This is a genomic window from Psychrobacillus sp. FSL H8-0483 (assembly GCF_038637725.1).
In the GTDB taxonomy this organism is placed as follows: Bacteria; Bacillota; Bacilli; order Bacillales_A; family Planococcaceae; genus Psychrobacillus.
The window spans coordinates 2,731,061-2,748,821 of record NZ_CP152052.1 but is presented as its reverse complement, the minus strand read 5'-3'; the positions used below and the strand labels follow the sequence as shown (position 1 = coordinate 2,748,821).

Genomic DNA, 17,761 nt, shown 5'->3' with positions numbered 1-17,761 from the left:
CCAATTTTAGGTGTTACACATAATTTAAGGAGAAGGAAGGAAGGAGGAAGACTGTGCAGATTCATATTGTCAAAAAAGGTGACACCCTTTGGAAAATTTCAAGAAGCTATGGTGTTTCTTTTGAAGAATTAAAAAAGTTAAACGCACATCTCGCAAATCCGGAATATATTGTGCCAGGTATGAAGATTTTTATCCCGGTTACAAATAAGACGGAATCGATGACTCATCCGTATAGCGAGAATCGGCCTGTTAAAAAAGAAATGACGAAGAAGGAGGGGGTAAAGGTTCAACCGATACAACCAAAACAAATAGTTAAACCAGTCCAACCAAAGCAAATAGTTCAACCGCAGCCGCAGCCACAACCGATCCCGCAACCGCCACCGATGCCAGCAATGCCAGCAATGCCAGCAATGCCACAGATGCCACAGATGCCACAGATGCCGCAAATGCCGCAAATGCCGCAAATGCCGCAAATGCCGCAAATGCCGCAAATGCCACAGATGCCACAGATGCCACAGATGCAACCGGTTCAGCCAGTTTGCCCTACGCATAAACCAAAACCAATTCAGCCTTATTCGCTTCCATTTCATATGATGCCAGTACCAGACATAGATATGACACCATCTCCTCAAGGGTGGAGATTAGTGGAGTCCACTTGTATTGAAGCAATTAGTGAAGAGTGTGAATCACCCGAAATGCCTTTACCAACACCAAGGCCAACACCAATGACAGCGCCAATTGCGCAGGAAATGTCTCCGATGATGGAAGAACCATCTCCTGAAATGCAACCTATGTATGAAAATCCACCTATGCAGCAATTTGCATATTTGTGTTCATGCATGCCGCAAATGCACCCATGTATGCACCCACAGATACACCCATGGATGCACCCACATATGCACCCACATATGCATCCGCAAATGCACCCATACGGAGGATGTCCATGTTCACAATTATGCTACTTCCCAGTAGAATCATGCCCTCCATATCCACAACCATATCAAGCTTTTTAATAAGTGGACGATTACATTAAGCAAATTAAAAAGAACGTGTGGAAGTGGAAAAATGAAAATGGAGTATTTTCCGTAAAGAAATATCCTTCCGTGGTGCAGGCGGAAAAAATTCGTTTTATTCATAATGAATTGCAATATATGGAAAAACCATTTGTATTACCTGTTATCACTTCTTCTCAGCCCGATTTTATTATTCAGCCTTGGTTTAAAGGAACGCACTCAGTTAATTATGGTAATGAAAAAGATCGGAAAGAGGTCTATTCATTATTGAATCGATTGCATAAAACAAACCGGATGACTTCGTGGGAAGATAGTAAAGTTCTTTATCCATTCAATCTAGTTTCAAAGTGGCAAAATCGATTATTGAAAATAACAGAAATTGCATATTTCATCGAATCCTATATCGGTAATTACAAAACAAAGCATCTTTTGTTATATGGTGAGATTGCACTTCGAAACATTGGACCATTTAGTATGAAAGAACGTACTATTTTGCATGGTGATGTCGTCCACCATAATTTTTTATCGAATGGCTCTTCGTATAAGATTATTGATTTTGATCTTGCAGTTCTTGCTCCTAAAGAAATGGAATATATTTTATGGATTCATCGGGTACTTCCTGAAATTGAATACGATATTCATTTTTTACTTAGTGAATTTCCCGTATTAGAGGAAATTGTAAGCAAGCATAAAGAAGCTTTGATGTTTCCAAATGAATTATATAGAGAATGGTTATATGCATTTGGTTTACCGGTAGAAAGAAAACAAAAATTTATAGATCAGTTAGTTCCATATACGAACAAAGCTTTAACCAATTGGGCTAATTTGTGCTATAATTTAAGTCAGCTATAAGAGTTAAATGTGGAGTTGGTCGCTCATTTGGGGCGGCCTTCTTTGTTTGATATGGTATAATAAGTGTATGGATTGTGAGGGATTTAGGGCATGTATGATTACATAAAAGGCCAGGTGACACGGGTGACACCTGAGTACGTAGTACTAGAACAACAAGGAATAGGATATCAGCTTTTTACACCAAATCCATTTGCCTTTAGAAAGAGTGAAGAAGTCATTCAAGTGTTTACGCATTTTCATGTAAGAGAAGATGCGCAGCAATTAATGGGCTTTTTGACATTAGCGCAAAGAGAGTTATTTCGAAAGCTTATTCTCGTATCTGGTATAGGTCCAAAAGGGGCCTTAGCGATTTTAGCTAGTGGCGAACCGACTCATGTGATTCAAGCAATCGAACGAGAAGATGAATCATTTTTAGTGAAATTTCCAGGAGTCGGGAAAAAAACCGCTCGTCAAATGATTTTAGATTTAAAAGGAAAATTACATGATTTAATCGATATAGAACTGATGGAATTCGAAGACGACGAACCAAATTTATTTGTAGATAGTGAAACAGAGCATGAATTAGAAGAAGCAATGCTTGCTCTGACAGCACTTGGCTATTCGGAACGTGAACTTTCAAAAGTCCGTCCACAATTGAAGACAAATAAAGAGCTTCAAACAACGGATGAGTTTATGAAAAAAGCTTTACAATTATTATTTTCCGGGAAATAAGGAAAGGAGGGTCTTGGCATGACAGAACGTGTGATTTCGAGCGAAATTTCTAATTTTGATGAGCCATTTGAGCAATCACTCCGTCCGCAGTTATTAGCACAATATATTGGGCAAGAGAAGATTAAGCATAACCTAGAGATTTTCATTGAAGCAGCAAAAATGAGAAATGAAAGTTTAGATCATTGTCTTTTGTATGGACCTCCTGGACTTGGTAAAACGACACTTGCTTCTGTAATTGCGAATGAAATGGACGTCCAGATACGCATGACTAGTGGGCCAGCAATCGAGCGCCCTGGAGATTTAGCAGCTATTGTTAGTTCACTAGAGCCTGGAGATGTATTGTTTATTGATGAAATACATCGCTTAAATCGCTCTATAGAAGAAGTACTATATCCTGCAATGGAAGACTTTTGCTTAGACATAGTTGTTGGGAAGGGTCCAGCTGCAAGGAGTGTCCGACTTGATTTGCCACCTTTTACATTGGTAGGCGCAACGACAAGAGCAGGTGCATTATCTGCGCCATTACGAGATCGTTTTGGTGTTTTACTTCGACTTGATTATTACGATGAAGCAGCACTTACGTCCATTGTTGTACGGAGTGCGGATCTTTTTAATGCGTCCATTGATTATGAATCCGCTGGAGAAATTGCTAGGCGTGCCAGAGGGACACCGCGTATTGCCAATCGTTTATTGAAAAGAGTTCGAGATTACGCGCAAGTCCGAGGAAATGGGCATATATCAATCGACATGGCGAGGGAAGCTCTAGAACTACTGCAAGTAGATCCTCGCGGTTTAGATCATATTGATCACAAGCTAATCAATGCAATGATTGAACGTTTTAGAGGGGGACCCGTCGGACTGGACACAATTGCGGCGAGTATTGGTGAAGAGTCTACAACTATTGAAGATGTATACGAGCCATACTTGATGCAAATCGGTTTTATTCAACGTTCCCCACGTGGAAGAATTGTTACATCGCTCGCATATGAGCATTTAGGAATACCGTTACCGATTGAAAGAAACAACTAATAAAGGATGTAAGCAAAATGAGAGTAGAAGATTTTGATTTTGATTTACCAGAAGAATTAATAGCACAAACGCCATTACTTGATCGGACAAGCAGCAAGCTGTTAATTGCTGATTATCCGAAGGGCATCTATACACATGAAAAGTTCTCAGCCATACTGCATGAATTAAACGAAGGTGATTGCTTAGTATTAAACGATACTAAAGTACTGCCTGCTCGCTTAATGGGTGTAAAAGCAGAAACAGGTGCAAGTATAGAAGTTTTACTTTTAACACAAATTGAAGGTGACCATTGGGAAACACTTGTAAAACCAGCTAAACGTGTAAAGATTGGAACAAAAGTTTCGTTTGGCGATGGTTTATTAAGTGCGGTTTGTACCGAATTAAAAGAACATGGTGGACGAGTATTCCGCTTTGAATATACAGGAGTGTTTTTTGAAGTACTGGATAAGCTTGGAGAGATGCCTCTACCACCTTATATTCATGAAAAGTTGGAAAATAAAGAACGTTATCAAACAGTATATGCAAAAGAACAAGGTTCAGCGGCGGCTCCAACTGCTGGATTGCATTTTACCGATACTTTACTTGATGACATTCGAGCAAAAGGTGTTAAAATAGCATTTGTGACACTTCATGTAGGACTTGGAACATTCCGACCAGTAAGTGTCGATTCGATTGACGATCACGAAATGCATGCAGAGTTTTATCGAGTTTCTAAAGAAACGGCCGATACGATAAATGAAGTGAAAGCTTCTGGTGGTAAAATTGTTGCAGTTGGTACAACTTCTACACGAACACTAGAAACCGTAGCTACAAAATTTGACGGTGTTATAAAAGAAGATAGTGGATGGACATCGATTTTCATTTACCCAGGATATGAATTTAAATGTATCGATGGAATGATTACAAATTTCCATTTGCCAAAATCGACACTAGTTATGCTTGTAAGTGCTCTGACAGAAAGAGATTTTATATTGTCTGCTTATAAAGAAGCAATTGAGATGCGTTACCGATTCTTTAGTTTTGGGGATGCAATGTTTATAAAAGGAAGGAATTATTAAATGACAGCAATCACATATGAATTAATAAAGAAAGACAAACAAACAGGAGCTCGTCTTGGAATAGTGCATACACCACATGGCTCTTTTGAAACACCAACTTTCATGCCAGTAGGAACACAAGCTACCGTGAAAACAATGGCTCCAGAAGAGATTAAAGAGATGGATGCTGGGATTATTTTAAGTAATACGTACCACTTATGGCTTCGCCCAGGTAATGATATTATTCGTGAAGCTGGTGGCCTGCATAAATTTATGAACTGGGACCGTGCTATTTTAACGGATTCTGGTGGTTTCCAAGTATTTAGTTTGAGTGATATGCGTAAAATTGAAGAAGAAGGCGTTCATTTCCGTAATCATTTAAATGGAGATAAATTATTTTTAAGTCCTGAAAAGTCCATGCAAATTCAAAATGACTTAGGTTCTGATATTATGATGGCATTTGATGAATGTCCTCCATATCCAGCTACATTTGAATATATGAAAGCTTCTGTAGAGCGTACATCTCGCTGGGCAGAGCGTTGTTTAACGGCGCATACAAATACAGATAAGCAAGGGCTATTTGGAATTATTCAAGGTGGGGAATACGAGGAATTACGTAAACAATCTGCAAAAGATTTACTTTCTCTTGACTTTCCAGGCTATGCAATAGGTGGCCTTTCTGTAGGGGAACCAAAAGATGTGATGAACCGTGTACTAGATTTTACAACACCTTTAATGCCTGACAATAAACCTCGCTATTTGATGGGAGTTGGATCACCGGACTCACTTATTGATGGTGCAATTCGCGGAGTCGACATGTTTGATTGCGTGTTACCGACACGTATCGCCCGTAATGGCACATTCATGACTTCGAAAGGTCGTTTAGTTATTAAAGGAGCGGCATTTGCTAGAGACTTTGGACCAATTGATGAAAAATGTGATTGCTATACTTGTAAAAATTATTCAAGAGCATATATTCGTCACTTATTTAAAGCAGATGAAACGTTTGGTCTACGTTTAGCTTCTTATCATAATCTTCATTTCTTAATGAATTTAATGAAAGATGTGCGTCAAGCTATCCGTGAAGATCGTTTACTTGATTTCAAAGAAGAATTTTTTGAAGAATACGGTTATAATAAACCAAATGCAAAAAATTTCTGATTCTTGTATACTGTAAAGAGAGAAGGAGGGGAAATATATATATGGATACATTAGTTGGTTTATTGCCGATTATCGCGATGTTTGCTGTGATGTGGTTTTTTATCATCCGACCAGCACAAAAACGTCAAAAAAACACAGCTTCAATGCAAAATAGTCTAAAACGTGGGGACCAGATTATTACGGTAGGTGGTTTACACGGAAAGATAGATGCAGTGGATGATCAAACAATTTTTATCACGGTTGCGGACGGAACTCGTTTACAATTCGAGCGCGTAGCAGTTGGACGAGTTGTTTCAGAGTCTTAAGAAAAAAAGAACTTACTCTAAAATAAATGAGTAAGTTCTTTTTCATTGGGCAAAATAATGCTGAGGTGGTTAATGTGCACGACATACTCGTCATTATTTTGCGAACGATAGTCTTATATTGGTTCATTTTAGGCATACTACGATTAATGGGAAAAAGAGAAGTCGGTGAGTTGAGTATTTTTGACTTAGTCGTCTTTTTATTAATAGCAGAAGTAGCTGCTTTTGCTTTAGATGATCCGAATAGCAATTTTATTCATGCAATAGTTCCAATGGTTATTTTATTTATCATACAAATTGGCGTATCCTATTTTTCTTTAAAAAGTAAAAAATTTCGCGACGTGATGGAAGGTAAGCCCTCGATAATTATGAGGGATGGAATAATTGTTGAGAAAGAAATGAGAAAGCAACGATACAATTTAGATGATTTGCTTCAGCAACTACGGGAGCAGCAAATTGGTTCCATACAGTCGGTATCTTACGCTTTTTTAGAACCCTCAGGTAATTTATCTGTCTTCAAAAAAGAGGAAGAGCAATACGTCTTTCCAATTATTATTGATGGGGATATACAACAAGATCATTTAGAACGAATTGGCAAAAATGAAAAATGGCTATTAGAGGAGTTAGAAAAAAAGTCTATTACCGATGTGAAGAAAATATTTTATTGTAGCTATGAACAGGATGCTTTATATATTCAACTAAAAACTTCTTTTTAAACTTAGGCTATGTTAAATGAGGGCACTGAAAAAGTCTAATCATCATTTCTTAGCGAGTTCTTGAACGGCAAATCGTTCAAGAACTCGCTTTTTGTTTAAATATAACATAACATTTAAGTGATTCCGTTGCAGGCGGACGCTTTCCGCGGTCGGTCCGTGAGCCTCCTCGTCGCAAGCTCCTGCGGGGTCTCACCTGGACGCGCTTTTCCCGCTGGAGTCACCGCCTTTCACTCTCATCACCATAAAATAAATACTCTTTAAACTAAAAAAGAAGCGTGTTTCCTTTATATTAAAAGGAACTAAAAAAAGGATATGTCGGTTAAATATTTCTTAGAGATGGCTTCAGAAGATACAGTCATTGATGCTAGTTCATATCACTAGGAAAGAACATTTATCACTTTGTAGATTGAAGCGGCAGGCGGCGACTCCAGCGGGTTGAGTGAGACAGATAAGCCATCACAAACGACGCGTAGCGGCGGTGATGGCTTATCGCTCACCCCGCGGAAAGCGTCCGCCTAAAGCGGAAATCAACGAGATTTCGGCAGGTAACAGCATAATCGTTTAACAGAGCTAAAACTTAAAACCTATTTTTGGATGATTGGGCTATTTTAAAAATGACAGCTACTTCCTTACGTTTAATTTGTCTAAAGAGAACTAGCCCAATTGTTAAATAGACCATGGTAAACAAACAATCCATGATTAATGGACGGTCTCCAATGGATAAAATTAACGGACGAGAAATAATGGTAAGTAAAAAGACTACATACGGGAGAACAAAAAACGAGAAGCCAATTTGTGCTTCTTTTTTTTCTTTTAACGAAGCGATATGTAAAAATGAAGTAATTAACACTCCAAAGCCAATCGCAACTACAGCACCTTTTTCTTGTATGGAAGCTTGGGAGGCAAGGAAAAATAATAATAACAGTTTTCCTACACCACCATATAATGAGTTTAAAAACGCAGCTCTTGAATTGTTTAATGCTTGCAAGATAGAAAAAAGTGGACTTTGAATATAATAAAAGAAAAATATTGGGGAAAGAATCTTCATGTAAACCGTGCCATTATCCACGTGAAAAAGTGCAGAAACTAGCTCACCACCATGTAAATAAAAAAGAGTGGCGGCATAGCAACCAGTTAACGTAGAAAATTTTAATGACAAATGAATTCTTTCTTTTAATAAGGTGTAATTTTTTCTAGCAAAAGCATCACTGACAGCTGGGATAAGCACAATAGAAAGAGCGTAAGGAATGAAAGAAGGAAATAATACTAATGGTATTAATACTCCTGAAATTACCCCATAAAGTGTAGTAGCTGCAACTGCTGTAATGCCTGTTATTGCAAGAGCTTTAATAAAAATAATAGGCTCTAAAAACCAAGTGAACGACCCAAATAATCTACTTCCTGAAGATGGTAGCGCAATCGCGAACAATGGTGACAAAGGATAACCGCTTTTAGCTTTTGTGTAAGACTGCTTATTTTTCCATTTGTTATATTTCCATTTTAAATATAAGAGAGCGGCAAGTTCAGCCAAAAGAGATATAAACATTGCATAAGCTGCTGCTTCTTGTGGGGAAGCAGAAGTGAGGAAAAATGGTAGTAAAAAGCTAATGAGTATAATTCGAACAATCTGTTCCATCAGTTGAGCTACAGCAGTTTCCTCAAGGCGAGCAATTCCTTGGAAAAACCCTTTTAATATACCACCAGCGGCTGCAATCGGTACGATGGCAATCGATACATAGAGCGTCATCGCAATCGCATCATTTTTCAAAAGATTACCAGAAATAAATGGTGTGACATACAAAAAGAATGGTGTGAATGCTAAAATAGAAATGACTGTAACAATTACAGAAGTTCGCATGACCGAGAAATATTGAGAAATAGCATTCCTCGCCCGTAATTCAGCAATTATTTTGGACATGGCAACTGGTATTCCTAGTTGAATAAGCGATAGAAAGAATATGAACGCAGGATATGCGGTCATATAAATACCTACTGCTTCTTCGCCTGTTAAGCGGACAAATTGCATTCGAAAAATAAAACCTAAGAACTTGGACAAAAAAATGGCAAGCATTAACAAAATAGATCCTCTTAAAAATGTAGACAATTGAACACTTCCTTCTCAAATACAGGAACTTCGTTTACAATAACAATATGCATATTACTTGGTACATTATTCTATAAAGGGGTGCGGTATTTTGGAAAACACATACGAAGATATTTTTACGCACGTATTACCTGCTTTAGAAAGTAAAAAAAGTGAATTTGAAGTATATCAATATGACACGGTTACCGAAAAAGACATATGGAAATATTGTGTGACAAAAAAGTGGCGAAAGCAAAACGTTCTTTCACTATCGTTATATCAAATTGTAAATGATGTTCTTTCTATTTCACCTGCAGAATATATGACTTTTGAACAAATCCAGAATTCTAGAACTGCGAATTGGTTTTCGGAAATCAATCAAGAAGAGTTACACTTATTATTAAACTCAAAAAATGAAGATAAATGATGTATCCGTTATTTGACAGTGAGCGCATCGTGTTTCATAATAAATATGTTGCGTTTTTTTTTTTGAATGAAATAGCAGGAATCCTGTTCTATTTCGTAATTGATAAGCTATAGATGTCAAATAAGTGATGTCTGGTGCTTTTCTTAGGAGGAAATATACATATGAAAACTAGAGGACGCATAGTTGCGTTTTTATTGCTAATCGTAATTTTTGCAGGAACAATAAGCCCAACAGTTGGTAATGTTTTGAACAATATTAAACTAGGGTTAGATTTACAAGGTGGTTTTGAAGTTCTTTATCAAGTAGAGCCATTAAAAGAAGGTCAAAAGATAACAGAAGAGGTTGTTAGTGACACAGCATCTGCTCTAACTAGTCGTATTGACGTACTTGGTGTTAGTGAGCCTAGTATTCAGATTGAAAATGGAAATCGTATTCGCGTCCAGCTTGCTGGGGTGGAAGACCAGAATTCAGCAAGGGAATTGCTTTCTACACAAGCAAATTTAACATTCCGTGATTCAGAAGATAACATTATGTTGGACGGAACGGATTTAAAACAAGGTGGAGCAAAAGCAGCTTTTAACCAACAAGGGCAACCGATTGTTACACTAGAATTAAAGGACGCTAATAAATTTGCAGAAGTTACTGGTGAAATCGCTGCTAAACCAGCACCAGACAATGTATTGGTAATTTGGTTAGATTTTGAAGAAGGTGTGGACTCATACGCTGCAGAAGTGATGAAGGAAAAACCTAAATTCACATCTGCTCCAAGAGTTTCACAACGAATTAGTTCAGATAGTGTGGAGATTTCTGGAGCGTTTACTGTAGATGAAACAAAAGATTTATCAGGTATTTTAAATGCTGGAGCTTTACCTGTTAAATTAAAAGAAATTTACTCTACATCAGTAGGTGCTCAATTCGGAGAACAAGCATTAAATAGTACTATTTTAGCTAGTATTATCGGTGTTGCCGGTATTTTCATATTCATGATTTTCTACTACCGTTTACCAGGTGTAATAGCGGTTATTTCGTTAATCGTCTACATTTTCTTGATCTTAGTAATATTTGATTGGATTAACGGCGTACTGACACTTCCTGGTATCGCAGCGATTGTGCTCGGTGTTGGGATGGCTGTGGATGCCAATATCCTAACCTATGAGCGAATTAGGGAAGAATTACGGGTTGGTAAATCCGTCAAAAAAGCATTTGACTCGGGAGCTAAAGAGGCATTCTCCGCTATTTTTGACGCGAATATTACAACACTTTTAGCAGCGGCTGTATTGTTCTTCTTTGGTACAAGCTCTGTTAAAGGATTTGCTACTTTGTTAATCATTAGTATTTTAGTTGTGTTTATCACAGCAGTTTGGGCTTCACGTATCCTTTTAGGATTATTAGTTCATAGTGGATACTTTGATAATAAACCAGGCTGGTTTGGTATATCCAAAAAACGTATTCATCCTCCTGAAGAGGAAGTTGATACATTAGATTTAACAACTAAATTTGATCGTTTAGATTTCGTACACAACCGTAAAATTTTCTATACCGCTTCTATTGTTTTAACAATAGCGGGAATCGTTATATTGAGCGTGTTCAAATTGAATCTAGGAATTGACTTCTCTTCTGGTACTCGTGTACAGATCAATTCTGAAACTCCATTAACACAGGAAATTGTTTCCGAGAAAATTGAGAGTATCGGATTATCATCTGAAGATATTGTTTTATCTGGAGAAAATGGTGATAGTGCAGTTGTTCGTTACAAAGAGGAATTTTCTCAGGAAGAGATTAAAACATTAAAAGCAGAAATGACAGAGCAGTTTGGAGAAGAACCTACAGTAAGTACAGTATCTCCAACAGTTGGTAAAGAGCTTGCTAAAAATGCTCTCTATGCATTAATGATTGCGGCTATCGGAATTGTTATATATGTTGCGTTCCGTTTCGAATGGCGAATGGGTGTAGCTTCCATTGTTTCCTTAATACATGACGCTTTCTTAATGGTTGCTATATTCAGTATTCTACGTTTAGAAGTTGATATTACATTCATTGCTGCAGTCTTGACGATTGTTGGATATTCAATCAACGATACAATTGTAACGTTTGACCGTATCCGTGAGAACTTACTTCGTAGTAATAAAATTACGACCGAAGAAGAGCTAGCAACCATTGTCAATAAATCACTTCGTCAAACACTAGGACGCTCGGTTAATACGGTACTTACTGTTGTCTTAGTAGTTGTTGCACTTCTATTATTTGGTGCAGAAGGTATTCGCAACTTCTCCATCGCATTGTTAATCGGTTTAATAGCAGGAACATACTCTTCAATTTTAATTGCTACGCAATTGTGGTTCGATTTGAAAGTGAAAGAGTTACGTAAAACAGGTGGAATTGATGTGAAAAAAGAAGAAAAAACATGGGGTTCAGACGAGCCGGTAGTATAATAAAATAAAAATTCATTGGGGCTGTCCAATAGGCCCATAAATTGAAGCAGGTGTAGAAAAACGAGTTTTTTTCTACACCTGTTTTTTGTATACTTTTTATTACAACTACTATTTTTTGTAGGCAATTGATTCTAGTGAAAGACGGCGACTCCAGCGGGAATAGCAGGAGCTGAAGGCCCCGCAGGAGCAAAAGCGACGAGGAGACTGAAGCCATGCCCGCGGAAAGCGTCCGTCTGGAACGGAATCAATACATTGGAAAAGGGACCATCTCTAAGTCACTATATGACTTTAGGGACAGCTCCATTTTTTTTACAGAGTATGACAGGGGCCACTGGCGATTTTCTTAAAATTTTATGGTAGAGTAATAAGTAAAAGGGGTGAAGGGATGAAATTTCAGTGGACATTACTATTAGGTTTGATTTTTGCTGTTATTATTGCTTTATTTGCTGTAAATAATGTTGGAGCAGTACCTGTAAACTATGTATTTGGAGAAGCGGACTGGCCGCTTATTTTAGTTATTTTAGGCTCTGCCCTATTAGGTGCCATGTTGAGTGGAACTGTAGCAATTTATCGCTCCTTTGTACTTTCACGTAAGGTGAAGCAATTAAGTAAAGAGCTTGAAAAGAAAGAAGTATCTCTTGCAGCACTCCAAAATGAGCTTTTAGGACAACATACAAAACAAAGTGAGGTAGTTGAAAAATCAGTTAGCCTTCATGATGAGAAAACAACAAAATAATCCAAAAACCTTTTGGCTAATGTCAAAAGGTTTTTTTGCGTTATAATAAAGACAAGGAAGTGAAGAAAATGATTCAATCTCAAAAAAGATGGCGTATTTCAAGACCCGACGAACAATTAGTTTCTGCTTTAGAACAGGCACTTAATATCCCAAAAGTTTGTGCAAAAGTGTTAGTTTCAAGAGGTTTTGAAAACGTAGAAGATGCAAAAAACTTTTTACATGTAACGGAAAAACATATACATAACCCATTTTTACTAAATGGAATGGACGATTTAGTAGAAAGGGTACAGCAAGCAATAGATGCTGAGGAACGCATTATGGTATACGGAGATTATGATGCAGATGGTATTACAAGTACAACGGTGATGATGAAAACACTGGAGTCCCTTGGTGCGGATGTTATTTTTAAAATACCGAATCGATTTATCGATGGCTATGGACCAAGTGAGCGTTTATTTCAAGAAGCATTTGACGAAGGGGTTAAACTAATCATTACAGTCGATAATGGTATTTCTGGTCTGAAGCAAATTCAATTTGCAAAAGAGTTAGGGATGGATGTTATCGTTACGGATCACCATGAACCAGGAGAAGAGCTACCAATAGCAGACATCATCATTCATCCTGGACTAAAAGACACTACGTATCCGTTTCCGCATTTAGCTGGAGTAGGGGTGGCTTTCAAGGTGGCTCATGCATTAATTGGGGAAATGCCAAAGGAATTATTTTACTTAGTAGCAATTGGAACAATTGCGGATTTGGTTTCATTGACAGGAGAAAATCGTTATTTCGTGCAGCAAGGAATAAAACAAATGCAACGAACCGATTCGGTTGCAATTGAAGCGCTCGCAAATGTAAGTGGTGTGGAAATATCTACGATCAATGAAGAGACAATTGGTTTTATGTTTGGTCCTCGAATTAACGCGGTTGGGAGACTTGGCGAAGCGGCTCCAGGGGTAGAGTTATTTTTAACCGAGGAGTCAAATTATGCATTATCAATTGCCAATATGTTAAACGAAAAAAATAAAGAACGTCAGGCAATTGTAAAGCAAATTACCGATGAGGCGATTGAACTAATTGAACAAGAGAATAATATACAAGGTCCAAGTGTAATTGTGGTTGGAAAAAAAGACTGGAATCCAGGTGTGTTAGGAATTGTTGCTTCCAAACTTGTTGAAAAGTATTATCGTCCAACTATTGTTCTTGGCTTTGATGAAGAAAAGCAAATAGCAAAAGGGTCTGCTCGAAGTATTGAAGGGTTCCATATGTATAAAGAACTCGCAAAAAACAATGATATAATTCCTCATTTTGGAGGACATCCAATGGCGGCTGGTATGACCTTTCCTTTGGAACATCTAGAAGAGGTAAAAGCACGATTAAACGATCAAGCAAAAACTTGTTTAACAGAGGAGCAATTAGTTCCCGTAATTTTGATTGACGTTCCTCTCGAGATGGATGAAATATCGACAGAATCTATAGATTCTCTTCGGAAACTTGCACCATTCGGAATGGGTTTTGCAAAGCCTGTCTATTGTATAGAAAATATGGAAGTAGGTTCTATACGGAAAATTGGATCGGCACAAAATCATGTGAAGTTGGAGTTAAAGCAAGGAGCTACAGTATTAGATGCAATTGGGTTTGGAAAAGGAGATTTAGCAGATGAAATCGCCCCGGCTACGAAACTATCATTTATCGGAGACTTACAAATTAACGAATGGAACGGCAGAAAGAAACCACAACTAATGATTCAAGATGCAAGAACAAACGAATGGCAGCTATTTGATATAAGAGGAATTCGTCAAGTGAATCGCTGGCTACCAACCATTCCTGTAGGACAGACTATTTTTGTATCCTTTGATGAAGCTTCCATTAGTCATTTCCGTTCATTCATTCAGGAAAAGGTATGGCTATTTAAGGATTTGGTGGAGCAAAGGATCCATGCAGATTTCGTAACGGTTTTAGATTTACCTTCAGATGAAAAGCTACTGGTACAGTTGTTGGAACACCATCAATGGAAGCGAATATATGCCCATTTTTACGCAACTGAGTCTACTTATTTTGAAGGGCTACCAACAAGAGAACAGTTCAAATGGTATTTTTCTTTTTTAGCAAAACGAAAAACATTTGCACTAAAACAGCATGTACATGAATTATCGAAGCATACGGGTTGGAGTCAAGGAACAATTAATTTTATGTCAAAGGTGTTTTTTGAGCTTAATTTTGTTAGAATAGAGGGTGGGACGTTGGTCTTAAATGATAATATTCCTAAAAAGGATTTATCGGAAGCACCAGCTTATCACCAACGTGCTAAACAAATAGAGCTTGAACAAAAGCTTTTGTATGCGCCATATATAGAACTGAAACAATGGTTTGAAGAGCGAAAAGCAGTACAAACCGTTCCTGAGGAGGAGCAAATATGGATTTAAAGCAATACGTAACAATTGTAGAAGATTGGCCAAAACCAGGCATTCGTTTTAAAGATATTACGACAATTATGGATAATGGCGAAGCCTACAAGTATGCGACGGACCAAATTGTTGAATACGCAAAACAAGTGGATGCTGATATTATAGTGGGACCTGAAGCACGTGGATTTATTATCGGGTGTCCAGTTGCTTATGCACTTGGTGTAGGCTTTGCACCAGTTCGTAAAGAAGGAAAGCTTCCTCGTGAAGTAATTCGTGCTGAATATGGCTTAGAATATGGAAAAGACGTATTAACGATGCATAAAGATTCTGTTAAGCCTGGACAACGAGTTCTTATTGTTGATGATTTATTAGCAACTGGTGGAACAATCGAAGCCACGATTAAATTAGTAGAAGAATTAGGCGGAGTTGTTGTAGGGTGTGCATTCTTAATCGAACTAACATACCTAGATGGTCGTGACAAATTAAAAGATTACAATATTTGCACATTGATGCAGTATTAATTTCTGTTAAGATTATAGATAAGTGAAGCTATTTTCTACACAGTCTAAGGGTGGACTTTACAAGTCCCTCTTTTTTTTTATACAATATAGTTTATATACTATTTTGAAATATAACGAAATCAGGTGAATGGCATGGCAAAAGATCAAGTGAAGACAGCAGAAGATGTTTTCGATACACTTTCTACTTATATGAACAAACAGCATGTTGATTTTGTTAAAAAGGCATACGCGCTCGCAGAACATGCACATCGAGAACAATTTCGTAATTCTGGTGAACCATATATATTACATCCAATCCAAGTAGCCGGAATTCTTGCTGATCTTCAAATGGATCCAGAAACCGTTGCTGCTGGTTTTTTACATGATGTAGTAGAAGATACGGAGTTTACAAGAGAAGATATCGTTCGGGATTTTAATGAGGAAGTTGCGCTCTTAGTAGAGGGAGTTACAAAGCTCGGCAAGATTAAATATATGTCAAAAGAAGAACAGCAAGCAGAAAATCACCGCAAAATGTTTATTGCAATGGCACAGGACATTCGAATTATACTTATCAAACTTGCTGATCGTTTACATAATATGCGTACGCTTAAGCATTTACCGGAAGAAAAACAGCGTCGTATTTCCAATGAAACATTAGAAATTTTTGCACCACTTGCCCATCGTCTGGGGATTTCTGCAGTGAAGTGGGAATTAGAAGACACGTCTTTACGTTATTTAAACCCACAGCAGTACTATCGTATTGTTAATTTTATGAAGAAAAAACGAACAGAGCGAGAGTCGTATTTAAGTGATGTCATGAACGATATTCGTAACCAATTAGATGAAATGGAGGTAGACGCAGATATATCTGGTCGACCGAAACATATTTATAGCATCTATCGAAAAATGGTCATTCAAAACAAGCAGTTCAATGAAATATACGATCTTCTTGCAATGCGAATTATCGTCAACAGTATTAAAGATTGTTACGCCGTATTGGGAGTTATTCATACATTATGGAAACCAATGCCTGGTAGATTTAAGGATTACATTGCGATGCCAAAACAAAACCTATACCAATCTCTTCATACGACTGTGATCGGACCAAATGGAGAACCTCTAGAAGTGCAAATTCGCACGGAAGAAATGCATAATATTGCGGAATTTGGGGTTGCGGCACATTGGGCTTATAAAGAAGGAAAAAAAGTAGAGACAAACAAATTAACGGTTGATTCTAAGTTAACTTGGTTCAGAGAAATTCTTGAGTTTCAACAAGAATCGTCCAATGCAGAAGAATTTATGGAATCTCTAAAATTCGACCTATTTTCGGATATGGTATATGTGTTCACTCCAAAAGGTGATGTCATTGAGCTACCTGCGGGCTCTGTACCAATTGATTTTGCTTACCGCGTCCATTCTGAGGTAGGAAATAAAACGATAGGCGCAAAATTAAATGGCAAGATGGTTCCACTTGATACAAAGTTAAAAACAGGTGACATTATTGAAGTGCTCACTTCTAAACAATCATTTGGTCCAAGTAAAGACTGGGTGAAAATTGCCCAATCCTCCCAAGCGAAAAATAAAATTAAACAGTTCTTTAAAAAGCAACTTCGTGATGAAAATGTTATAAAAGGTAAAGAACTTATTGAAAAAGAAATAAAAGCACAAGAGTTTGATATTAGGGTAGTATTAACTCCTGAAAATATAAAGCGTGTATGTGAAAAATATGCTTTTGCCGGGGAAGAGGACTTGTACGCTGCTGTAGGTTTCAACGGGATAACAGCGCAACAAGTAGTTAATCGACTTGCAGAAAAAATGCGCAAAATTCGCGATCAAGAAGAAGCGTTAGAAAAAATTACAACTGAAATGAAAACACCTAAGATTAAAAAATCGACGGATTCAGGTGTAGTCGTAAAAGGTATCGAGAACCTTCTTATTCGACTTTCCCGCTGCTGTAGTCCAGTCCCAGGTGATGAAATTGTAGGATTTATTACAAAAGGTCGAGGGGTATCGGTTCATCGTGCGGACTGCCCTAATGTACAAAATGACGATGCACACTCTCGAATTATTGAAGTCGATTGGGAACATTCAGATACACCAATGAAAAAAGAGTATCAGGTGGATATTGAAATATCTGCATTTGACCGTCCTGGTCTTTTAAACGAGGTGTTACAAGTAGTAAATGAATCAAAAACAAATATTGCTGCTGTAACGGGAAGATCTGATAATGATATTGCTTCCATACATTTAACGATATTAATATCAGACATAGCACATTTGCATAAAGTAGCGGACCGTATTAAACAGTTATCAGATGTTTACTCCGTACAACGAATTATTAATTAAAGGAGTTATTT

At 37.6% G+C, this 17,761-nt stretch carries 15 protein-coding genes; 14 read left to right on the top strand and 1 reads right to left on the bottom strand.

Annotated features, from left to right (window positions below; translation table 11 throughout):
- The first annotated feature begins 53 nt into the window (after positions 1 to 53).
- The 8 genes from MHB48_RS13160 (at position 54) to MHB48_RS13125 (ending at position 6,821) form a co-directional block, all read left to right on the top strand.
- On the top strand, positions 54 to 1,013 hold the full coding sequence (locus MHB48_RS13160; protein ID WP_342598491.1) for a LysM domain-containing protein: 960 nt from the start codon (positions 54 to 56) through the stop codon (positions 1,011 to 1,013).
- 36 nt (positions 1,014 to 1,049) lie between these two features.
- Positions 1,050 to 1,865, top strand: a complete 816-nt coding sequence (locus tag MHB48_RS13155; RefSeq protein ID WP_342598490.1) for a phosphotransferase — start codon at positions 1,050 to 1,052, stop codon at positions 1,863 to 1,865.
- Positions 1,866 to 1,955: 90 nt separating this feature from the next.
- Complete coding sequence (ruvA, locus tag MHB48_RS13150) at positions 1,956 to 2,576, top strand: Holliday junction branch migration protein RuvA (protein WP_342598489.1); 621 nt, start codon at positions 1,956 to 1,958, stop codon at positions 2,574 to 2,576.
- 18 nt (positions 2,577 to 2,594) lie between these two features.
- Positions 2,595 to 3,605: a Holliday junction branch migration DNA helicase RuvB gene (gene ruvB / locus MHB48_RS13145; RefSeq protein ID WP_342598488.1), complete on the top strand. Its 1,011-nt coding sequence runs from the start codon at positions 2,595 to 2,597 to the stop codon at positions 3,603 to 3,605.
- Between the two features lie 17 nt (positions 3,606 to 3,622).
- Positions 3,623 to 4,663: a tRNA preQ1(34) S-adenosylmethionine ribosyltransferase-isomerase QueA gene (gene queA, locus MHB48_RS13140; RefSeq protein ID WP_342598487.1), complete on the top strand. Its 1,041-nt coding sequence runs from the start codon at positions 3,623 to 3,625 to the stop codon at positions 4,661 to 4,663.
- A complete protein-coding gene (tgt, locus tag MHB48_RS13135; RefSeq protein WP_342598486.1) occupies positions 4,664 to 5,803 on the top strand; it encodes a tRNA guanosine(34) transglycosylase Tgt in 1,140 nt (379 codons plus the stop codon).
- Positions 5,804 to 5,844: 41 nt separating this feature from the next.
- The gene (gene yajC, locus MHB48_RS13130) at positions 5,845 to 6,108 is read left to right on the top strand and encodes a preprotein translocase subunit YajC (RefSeq protein WP_342598485.1); all 264 of its coding nucleotides are present in this window, start codon (positions 5,845 to 5,847) and stop codon (positions 6,106 to 6,108) included.
- A gap of 74 nt (positions 6,109 to 6,182) precedes the next feature.
- Positions 6,183 to 6,821 carry a DUF421 domain-containing protein gene (locus MHB48_RS13125; protein ID WP_342598484.1) on the top strand — a complete coding sequence of 213 codons (639 nt, stop codon included), beginning with the start codon at positions 6,183 to 6,185 and terminating at the stop codon, positions 6,819 to 6,821.
- Positions 6,822 to 7,398: 577 nt separating this feature from the next.
- Here the strand turns inward: MHB48_RS13125 and MHB48_RS13120 are convergent.
- Positions 7,399 to 8,925 (bottom strand): oligosaccharide flippase family protein, encoded by a 1,527-nt coding sequence (locus tag MHB48_RS13120; RefSeq protein ID WP_342598483.1) that lies wholly within the window; start codon positions 8,923 to 8,925, stop codon positions 7,399 to 7,401.
- 91 nt (positions 8,926 to 9,016) lie between these two features.
- Between MHB48_RS13120 and MHB48_RS13115 the strand changes: the two genes are divergently transcribed.
- The 6 genes from MHB48_RS13115 (at position 9,017) to MHB48_RS13090 (ending at position 17,750) form a co-directional block, all read left to right on the top strand.
- Entirely contained in the window at positions 9,017 to 9,331 is a 315-nt protein-coding gene (locus tag MHB48_RS13115; RefSeq protein WP_342598482.1) for a post-transcriptional regulator, read from the top strand.
- Between the two features lie 161 nt (positions 9,332 to 9,492).
- Positions 9,493 to 11,763 (top strand): protein translocase subunit SecDF, encoded by a 2,271-nt coding sequence (gene secDF, locus MHB48_RS13110; RefSeq protein WP_342598481.1) that lies wholly within the window; start codon positions 9,493 to 9,495, stop codon positions 11,761 to 11,763.
- Positions 11,764 to 12,148: 385 nt separating this feature from the next.
- On the top strand, positions 12,149 to 12,499 hold the full coding sequence (locus MHB48_RS13105) for a lipopolysaccharide assembly protein LapA domain-containing protein (RefSeq protein WP_342598480.1): 351 nt from the start codon (positions 12,149 to 12,151) through the stop codon (positions 12,497 to 12,499).
- A gap of 68 nt (positions 12,500 to 12,567) precedes the next feature.
- Entirely contained in the window at positions 12,568 to 14,922 is a 2,355-nt protein-coding gene (gene recJ, locus MHB48_RS13100) for a single-stranded-DNA-specific exonuclease RecJ (protein ID WP_342598479.1), read from the top strand.
- Complete coding sequence (locus MHB48_RS13095) at positions 14,913 to 15,425, top strand: adenine phosphoribosyltransferase (RefSeq protein ID WP_340922050.1); 513 nt, start codon at positions 14,913 to 14,915, stop codon at positions 15,423 to 15,425. The genes recJ and MHB48_RS13095 overlap by 10 nt, the downstream gene beginning before the upstream one ends.
- Before the next feature lie 132 nt (positions 15,426 to 15,557).
- Positions 15,558 to 17,750, top strand: coding sequence for a bifunctional (p)ppGpp synthetase/guanosine-3',5'-bis(diphosphate) 3'-pyrophosphohydrolase (locus MHB48_RS13090; RefSeq protein ID WP_342598478.1), 2,193 nt, complete (start codon positions 15,558 to 15,560; stop codon positions 17,748 to 17,750).
- Positions 17,751 to 17,761: the final 11 nt, after the last annotated feature.